This window comes from Limnohabitans sp. Hippo4 (genome assembly GCF_003063605.1).
Taxonomy (GTDB): Bacteria; Pseudomonadota; Gammaproteobacteria; order Burkholderiales; family Burkholderiaceae_C; genus Limnohabitans_A.
In genome coordinates this window covers 1-8,314 of record NZ_NESE01000013.1, presented here as the reverse complement: position 1 = coordinate 8,314, position 8,314 = coordinate 1, and the positions used below count along the sequence as shown (strand labels likewise).

Annotated in this window: 6 protein-coding genes; 3 read left to right on the top strand and 3 right to left on the bottom strand. The window is 46.0% G+C overall.

What is annotated here, in order from left to right; all coding sequences use genetic code 11:
• Positions 1–244 precede the first annotated feature (244 nt).
• Positions 245–991 (bottom strand): peptidylprolyl isomerase, encoded by a 747-nt coding sequence (locus B9Z46_RS14970; RefSeq protein ID WP_233246038.1) that lies wholly within the window; start codon positions 989–991, stop codon positions 245–247.
• A gap of 305 nt (positions 992–1,296) precedes the next feature.
• Between B9Z46_RS14970 and B9Z46_RS14965 the strand changes: the two genes are divergently transcribed.
• A complete protein-coding gene (locus B9Z46_RS14965) occupies positions 1,297–4,029 on the top strand; it encodes a hypothetical protein (protein ID WP_108257381.1) in 2,733 nt (910 codons plus the stop codon).
• A gap of 363 nt (positions 4,030–4,392) precedes the next feature.
• Here the strand turns inward: B9Z46_RS14965 and B9Z46_RS15080 are convergent, their stop codons facing one another.
• The gene (locus B9Z46_RS15080; RefSeq protein WP_146179282.1) at positions 4,393–5,229 is read right to left on the bottom strand and encodes an alpha/beta fold hydrolase; all 837 of its coding nucleotides are present in this window, start codon (positions 5,227–5,229) and stop codon (positions 4,393–4,395) included.
• A 52-nt stretch (positions 5,230–5,281) separates the two neighbouring features.
• Positions 5,282–6,082 (bottom strand): hypothetical protein, encoded by an 801-nt coding sequence (locus B9Z46_RS14955; RefSeq protein WP_108257379.1) that lies wholly within the window; start codon positions 6,080–6,082, stop codon positions 5,282–5,284.
• Between the two features lie 93 nt (positions 6,083–6,175).
• Between B9Z46_RS14955 and B9Z46_RS14950 the strand changes: the two genes are divergently transcribed.
• Both B9Z46_RS14950 and B9Z46_RS15250 read left to right on the top strand, forming a co-directional pair.
• On the top strand, positions 6,176–7,705 hold the full coding sequence (locus tag B9Z46_RS14950) for a class I SAM-dependent methyltransferase (RefSeq protein WP_108257378.1): 1,530 nt from the start codon (positions 6,176–6,178) through the stop codon (positions 7,703–7,705).
• Between the two features lie 79 nt (positions 7,706–7,784).
• The gene (locus B9Z46_RS15250) at positions 7,785–8,210 is read left to right on the top strand and encodes a hypothetical protein (RefSeq protein WP_108257377.1); all 426 of its coding nucleotides are present in this window, start codon (positions 7,785–7,787) and stop codon (positions 8,208–8,210) included.
• Positions 8,211–8,314: the final 104 nt, after the last annotated feature.

Sequence of the window (8,314 nt, the reverse complement as noted above, 5' to 3'; positions counted from 1 at the left end):
AATAATCGTTGATGATGCTGTTGAGCCAGACCCATCCTTCGGCTTCAATCTTTTTAACGAATACATCTTGCATCTGCACGTCCATGGGCACGCCAAGGATGGTGAAATGCAACTTTTGAAGGGTTTGGGCAGCGCTTGAGGACATGACTCTCCGATTTTCTCAAGTCCTCAATTTACCATTACAAATACTATAAGTAAACGCAATTGAGGAATACTTTTGGGTCCGTATTGGTTTATTGCAAACTTACTTTGACTGCAGTGCAAAAGTAATGGTGACGTCTTCTAAAGGTACGTCCGAAAATCCATTCAAAACCCCCGTTTGCTTGGTAGCTATGGCGTCCACCACGTCAAGTCCTTGCAATACATTACCAAACACAGCATAGCCGGGTGAGCCTTCATTTTTGTAATCCAAAAAGGTGTTGTCAACCAAATTAATGAAGAACTCAGAAGTGGCCGAATTGGCCACATTGGTACGTGCCATGGCCACGGTACCACGCAGGTTAGACAAACCCTTGTTACTTTCTAAAACAATGGGAGAAAACTGTCCTGGTTTTCTGGCCATACCGGTGGTGTATCCCCCACCTTGGATCATGAACCCAGCAATGACACGGTGAAACAAGGTGCTTCTGTAATAACCCGTGTTGACATAGTCCAGGAAATTACCCACGGTTACTGGCGCCACATTAGGGTTGAGTTCCATGGTGATATTGCCCGCACTGGTCACCATCGTTACCTGAGGCAACGGCACATTCAGGGTGCTGCTGTGAATCAAATTGCCCTCTGCCGACTTAATGACCATGGGCCAATCGCCCACTTGTTTGACTTTGCAATTGAGTACCAATGTGTCGGTACTGCTATTGGATGCAAAGCTTGGTTCGGTACAAGCGCCATTGGTTTCAACCACTACAGAGGAGCGCAGATCCTTACCTCCAATGTAAATGGTGGCGGTGCGTCCATATTGAAGTGACTGAACCTTGACTGCTGTAACCACTGGCGGGAAACCTGTGCTACCGCCACATGCTGAAAGTAGAGCAATAAGTACTAAAGAAGAAATATTTTTGAGCGAAAACATACAAATTTAAACAGGGCGAACGAATGAACAGCGTGGGTGATGCGTGGGTATTTTGAAGCTACTTTAGGGCAATTTTGAGGGGATAAGTTCTATTTGCATTCAGATACCTAAATTTATGTGCGTGGGTATAGCGTGGGTGGAATCAAGCATGTGAATTAATAGTGGCAAATCTGCATTTTGAACAACTGCTTGTAAACATGCAAACTAGGACACTCACTACTAGTGTGGACACAATCGTTGGCTCCGCTGGCGACGACACAATCACTGCGCCCGCTACAGTTGCTACAACTGGCGCTGCTCAGACAACTATCAACTCTGGTGACTCCATCGACGGTGGCGCTGGTAACGATACAGTTACTTTGACAATTACTGCAGCTAACAACAATTCTTTGACTGGCTTGACCATCAAGAACGTTGAGAACATCTCTTATGTTGGTTTGAATAACTTGGCCACTGGCAACGCTGACTACGCTGCTGCTGTAACTGCTAAAGCTGCGACCGCTACGAGTTTAGCTGCCGCAGTTGCTGCTAAGGTTGCTGCTGATGCAGCAGACGCCGCAGCTTTGGGTGCGAAAAATGCTGCCGCGAAGATTGCTGATGCATTTGCCGCAACGGATGCAACAACTGCTGGAGCAACGGTTGATTTAATTGTTGGCGCGTTGCTTTGGACTAAAGAACAAGCAGCCAATGGAGTCGCAGGTTCAACTGATACTTCAACTCCCACAACTACTGCGGCAACTGCTTACTCTGCAGCTGATCTTAAAGCCGCAGCCGCTGCTGCCCTAAAGGCTATTGACGGCACAGCATTGACATCAAATTTGGCTGTAGCTGCCCGTGCTGATGTATTGAAAACAGATACCGCTAATGCTAAAACAGCAACTGCTGCACTTGCAGCAAATGCATCAACCGCAGGTTCAGCTGCTGCTGCAGAAGCTGCAGCGTACTTGGCTGACGTTGCTGCTGCAGCAAAAGTAACTGCAACCAAGGCTTTGGTCGGTACAGTTTCATTAGCTGCAAACGCTGATGCTACATCCATCACCATCGACGGTACTACAACTACAGTTACCGGCCTGAAAGATACTCAAAAAGTTACAATCGCAGCTTCATCAGTTGCCAACAAGTTGTCTTACGCAGCTTCTTCAACAGTTGCCAATGTAGGTCTGACTTCAGCTAACGGTACTGTTACATTCATTGATGGTGCTACAGCTGACACTTACACTAAAGTTGCAACAGCTAACGTTACTGGTTCTGTGAAAGTTGCTACAGCAGCTACAGCCACAACTAACGCAACTGCTGGTACAGTCACTTTGGTTGATAGCACAGCAGCAGCTCAAGCTGGTGGCATCAAAGCTTTGACATTGGGTTTAACAACTGATGCTAAGGTTTCTACAGCGGGTATGGCTAAGTTGACTTCTATTGACGGTTCAACTTCCACTGGTGGTTTGGATTTCAGTGCTGGTGCTATTCCTGCTACAGCATTGAACATCAAAACTGGCGCCGGTAAAGACACCATTACATTCACAGCTGCGACAAGTTCTACATCTACAACCAACCCAACTGCATCTTTGGATACGGGCGCTGGTGATGACACTATTACTGATAGCACAACAGGTACTGGAACTGCCACAATCGTTGCTGGCGCTGGTAATGACACAATCACAACTGCTCTTGGTAAAGCTGCTGTTGATGGTGGCGATGGTACAGATACTGTTCTGCTGGCTAACACTAGCTTCTCATTTGGCGAGTACGGCACAGTAAATACTGCCTACACAAACATTGAAACTTTGGGTTTGAATGCCGCTACAGCTGTAACAATTAATGCTTCTAAGGTTGCTAAGTTCACTGGTATTACATTTGCCAATACTGCTGCGACTGCTCAATTGAACACAAATTTGGCTAACAAGGTAACAGAAGTAGCTGATACACAAACTGTGACTCTCAAAGGCACTGACGCAACTGTCTCAGCAGCTGGTTACACAGCTAAGTCTTTTGATACAGTTGCTGGTGATACAGTTACTGCAACAGTTTATGCTGGCGCTTTGACTATTAACGCATCTGGTGGAACTAGCAATGCTACTGCAACTGATCGAGTTGACGTGACGGTGAATGCATCTTCAGTAACCTTGAATGTTGCTGCAGCGAAGTCCGGTCTGACAAACACTGCCTCTTTTGTGACTTTGACTGGTGACGTAAAGACTGCAACCATCAACATCGCAAACACTGTTGACAACACAAAAACAGCTGGCGCTGACGTTGCTAACAGCGTGTCTTTGACCGTTAAATCAACAAAAGGCCTAGACGCTACAGGTCTTATTGCCAGTGGTGGTGCATCAGATGCACTGGGTAACTTGTCAGCTGTCACATTGGTTGGCTCTGGTAATGTCTCAATCAACAATGCTAATACAGCTGCAGGTACGGCAACAAAACTGACGACAGTTGACGCTTCAGGTTTGGGCGGTGCTTACACATTGGCTGTTCTTGATGCTAATGGTGCAGTGACTACTAAAGTTGGTACACCATTGGGCGGCCTGACATACACATCAAATGCTGTGGGTATTGAGTCAGTTTTGCTTGGAGCTGGCAAAGACACAATCAATGTTGCGTCAACTTACGAGAAGATGGACACCATCACTGGCCTGACATTGGTAGGCAAACTTGATGGAGATTTGGACACAACCAAATCTGATGACATCGCTGTTGCAGGTAACACGGCATTCGTCAAATTAACATCTGGTTTGTCAGGCTCGCTGAGTGCTATGTTGACTACGATTGCTGCAAAACTTGGCCCAGCAGCTTCAACTACAACATACAACAATGTAGTTTTCCATAATGGTGGCAACACATACATCTTTGCTGAATCTAGTTCTGGTAGTGCCACCCTTGACTCTGGCGACACAGTGATCGAGTTGGTTGGCTTGGTTGACTTGGACTTGTTGTGCTTGGCTCTTAACACCTAATCACCCCTGTTCCCCAACTTCGGTTGGGGTACTTGGACGATTCCAAACCCTGCCCTCCACAAGGGGGTGGGGTTTTTCCGTTTGTGCGTACTGAACTGAGTGGCAACGTTGCCAGATGGCAGACTTTATCGTTTGACCGGAATATTGCAAACCGGAATAGTGACTACAAGCCTGCTAAAGAGTTGTGCACGGTTGTTGGAAGTGAGGGGTTTAGCAAATGCCAACGGCCGAGCGCTTGGGAAAGGCCCTGCATGAATTGGTTGACCTATTTAATCGCAGTAAATGATTTGTAATTTTCAGCGCTTACACACGTCTTGTCTTTTTGATGAATCAACGTATAGCCTTGATCCATTTAATCCGAGCCTATTGAATGAATTTCTTTCCAAACTGATCAATCAAATCTGCTGCCTCTTTTTCAGCACCAAAATACATATGAAATCCTGACAGACATGGGTCTTTTTGTTCAGCGCTTCCTCCTCTGACTATAGAAAGTTCAGTCTTTTGGTTGCCATTTTTTTTGAGTTTTTCAAAAACCTTGTTGGCCTCTTTCAAGGTGGTCACTTCACAGCCATCAGTTTCATGGTGCAAGAACAGCACAGGAAGAAAAGTATTTTCATCAAAATCTGAACCGTGAACGGCTGCGCTGTAAATGAGTCCTGCTATTGCATCACTTTTTTTATTCTTTTGGATTTTTTTGTAGTACTCGGTGATACTTGCCGCACCGTTGCTGTGACCCATAAGCCAAACCGGTTTGTTGAGCAATTTTTGGTAATGATTTACTACGCTGTCAATTCTGACTAAGTGATCCGAAGCTGCTCTTGAAGCGGGATAAGCATACTTAGATGCTTGAGCAAGTATGGTTGGGTTGTCAAATATGACCACATTAAATTGGCCACTGCTGTCATTTTGACTGCTCAGCCTTTTAAGCATCAGACTGAAGTGATATCTCGTGAAATATGGCGAAGTATCTGGCGTAGTCGCCTTTAAACCGACATGTCCAGGTCCACCCGGAATGAATATCAAAGTTGCCTTTGCATCAGCAGCTGGATAAAGGTATGTGATGGTTGGTGTGGATGAAATGAAAAATGAACTTTCATTTTGTTCAACAGCAATTAGTTGTGCGCAGGCTGCTTTTGCAAAAAATACTAACGTCAAAATGAGCTTTGGGCCAGACGACTTACGCAGATTTATGGAGATCATTTGAGAAATTAATTTAAAAAGTAGAAGAAAAAATTTAATTCAAGATGCTTCTCTAATTTGATGGCTTGGGCAAGCTGCCAAACACAAATTGATCAATAGCACCGAAGGCTTCTTTGGCTGCGCCATTGAACATGTGAAAACCTGTGGTGCAAACATTTTGCGCCTGTGCTTCTCCGCCTTTAATCACAACATATTCCAATTTGCTGGTGTTGGTCTTTTGTTGCTTTTGAAACTCTTGCAATGACTTGCTGGGGAGTGACTTGTCACAGCCATCTTTTTCGTGTGCCAAAAACAAGATGGGAAGTTGGGTTTCCTCATTGAATGTTGCGCCGTTTCTGGCGGAGCTGTAGATGGCGCCAGCAATCAATTTCTCGTTTTTGTTTTTTTGTAGAAATTTATAAAACTCTGTAATACTGACAGCACCATTGCTGTGCCCCATGAGCCAAACGGGCAAGCCATATTTGTCTTTGTAGTGATTCACCACACTTTGAATGCGAAGCAAATGCTCATTGCTTTGGCGTGAATACGGATAGTCTGTTCCCGAGGGCAACATTACAGGCGAATCAAATACCACTACGTTGAATGAGCCGCTGCTTAATTTGTCATCACTTAAGGGCCTCAACGTAGCGCCATAAAAGCCACCCAAGTTGGTTCGGTCTGGCGCTAAGCCTAACTTGCCTTCGCCACCAGGAATAAAAATCAAGCTTGCCTTGGGTTGTTTGGCTTGCCAAAGAAAGGTTTGTGTAGGGGCGTCACTGAACAAGAAGCCTTTATCTTTGAATTCAATGTTGTGAACTTGAGCTAAAACCAAGATAGGGGTGAATGCAAAGAGAAAACTTACAAGCCAGTTCATAGTGTCTTTCTGAAGATTGACTGATTGTGATGCATGGTTTCTACATTTTAGAATTGATAAACTAATTGACTGCAAAACCTTGAAGGATGACCTATGAGCGATTGGACCTCTGGCTACGTGGCCGACATTGGATATACCTATGGTTACTATGCCGAGCTAAATCCGCTTCGCATCAAGTTGGCGTTTCTAAGTCAAGGTTTGGTTTGCCCCGACGTAGGCGCAGCTTGCGAGTTGGGTTTTGGCCAAGGCTTGTCTGCCAACATGCATGCAGCAGCTTCTACCGTGCAGTGGTCCGGTACCGATTTCAACCCCAGTCAGGCGGCCTTCGCACAAGAGCTAGCAGTTGCATCGGGTTCTGGCGCAAGGCTTTTTGATGAAGCGTTTGCCGACTTTGCAAACCGCGCAGACTTGCCAGACTTTGATTACATCGGGCTGCACGGCATTTGGAGTTGGATCAGCGATGAAAACCGTGCTGTCATTGTTGAATTCATTCGCCGCAAACTTAAGGTGGGTGGTGTTTTGTACATCAGCTACAACACTCAACCGGGCTGGGCTGCGTTTGCTCCGATGCGCCACTTGATGGTAGAGCATGCAGAGACCATGGGGGCGCAAGGACAAGGCATTGTGAGCCGGGTAGAAGGGGCTCTGAACTTCGCAGAAAAATTGATGGCCACCAACCCAGCCTATGCACGCGCTAACCCATTGATGAGCGAACGACTCACTAAACTCAAAAGCCACAGCAGAGAGTATTTGGCGCATGAGTATTTCAATCGCGATTGGCATCCCATGCACTTTTCAAAAATGGCTGAGTGGCTAGAGCCGGCCAAGGTGCAGTTTTGTTGTTCTGCCAATTACATTGAATTGATAGACGCCGTGAACATTTCTGCAGAGCAAGCCGCCTTGCTTGCAGAAATTCCAGATGCCATGTTGCGCCAAAGTATGCGCGACTTTATGCTGAACCAGCAGTTTAGAAAAGATTACTGGGTGAAAGGCCTACGCCGTATTTCTGCAATTGACAAAGCAGAGATGCAGCGTAGCCAGCGCATTATTCTGACCACCTACCGAGCCGATGTTCCGCTTAAGGTAACCGGTGCACTGGGCGAAGCCACACTTCAAGAAGAGGTTTACAACCCTATTTTGGATTTGCTGGCTGATCACAGGCCACGCAGCATTGGCGACATTGAGATGGCGCTGAAAGATCAAAATATTCAACTTAGCCAAGTGATACAGGCGGTAATGCTTCTCAGCGGTATGGGGCATTTGTATCCTGTGCAAGAGGTAACGCCACAAAACAGCAAGAAGGCCAACAGCCTCAATCTGCATTTGATGCAACAAGCCAGAGGCAGCAAAGATGTTATTTTCTTGACCAGCCCCTTAACGGGTGGTGGACACGAAGTGCACCGCTTTCAACAGCTGTTCTTACTTGCCTATAAAAATGGCAAGAAATCGCCTGCCGATTGGGCGCAATACGCTTGGAGTGTGTTGAGTGCCCAAAATCAGAAGTTGCTTAAATTGGGGCAAGTGTTGGAGTCTGCAGAAGACAACTTGGCTGAACTAAATACCATGGCGCGCATCTTTGAAGACAAGCAACTGCCTGTATTGAAGGCATTGCTAATTGCTTGATTGTTTGTAAGTTGATGCATTAATTTCTATAAAATCAATCAACTTTCAACAAATTTGTGATCATAAAGAGAACATAACCATGGCAATTCGTTCGGACTACTGGTCAGCGCTCACAGAACTCAATATCCCTTCTGGCTACAAGTCCAACTACAGCTGGTACAGCATAGAAAAATACGGTTCTCACATTGCCAATGGGGTGCAACTAATTCCTGGCGCACCAGGGTTTGACGCTAAGGCGGCCTACCTGATGTGGAATTTTCTGTTGGGTATTCCTGCAGAACCGTTAACCCTGCTTGGTTACAGCAGCAGTGACACCCTGACCGGAGACACCGGCAATGACTATTTAAGCGGTGGTTCAGGCTCGGACATACTGACAGGTGGTGCAGGCGCAGACACACTAGATGTGGGCATAGACAGCGACGTGGACACAGTTGTGCTGAAGTCAGTATCCGACAGTTTTGCAAGTTACTTTTACTACGAAACTGGCATTCCCCCAATTCAGTAGACAAATATTGTTGTCAAAATCTGAATGGGAGAAATGCAAATGCAAAGAGCCAAATACACAGCTGAATTCAAAGAAGAGGCAGTTCGCCAAGTTATCGACAGGGG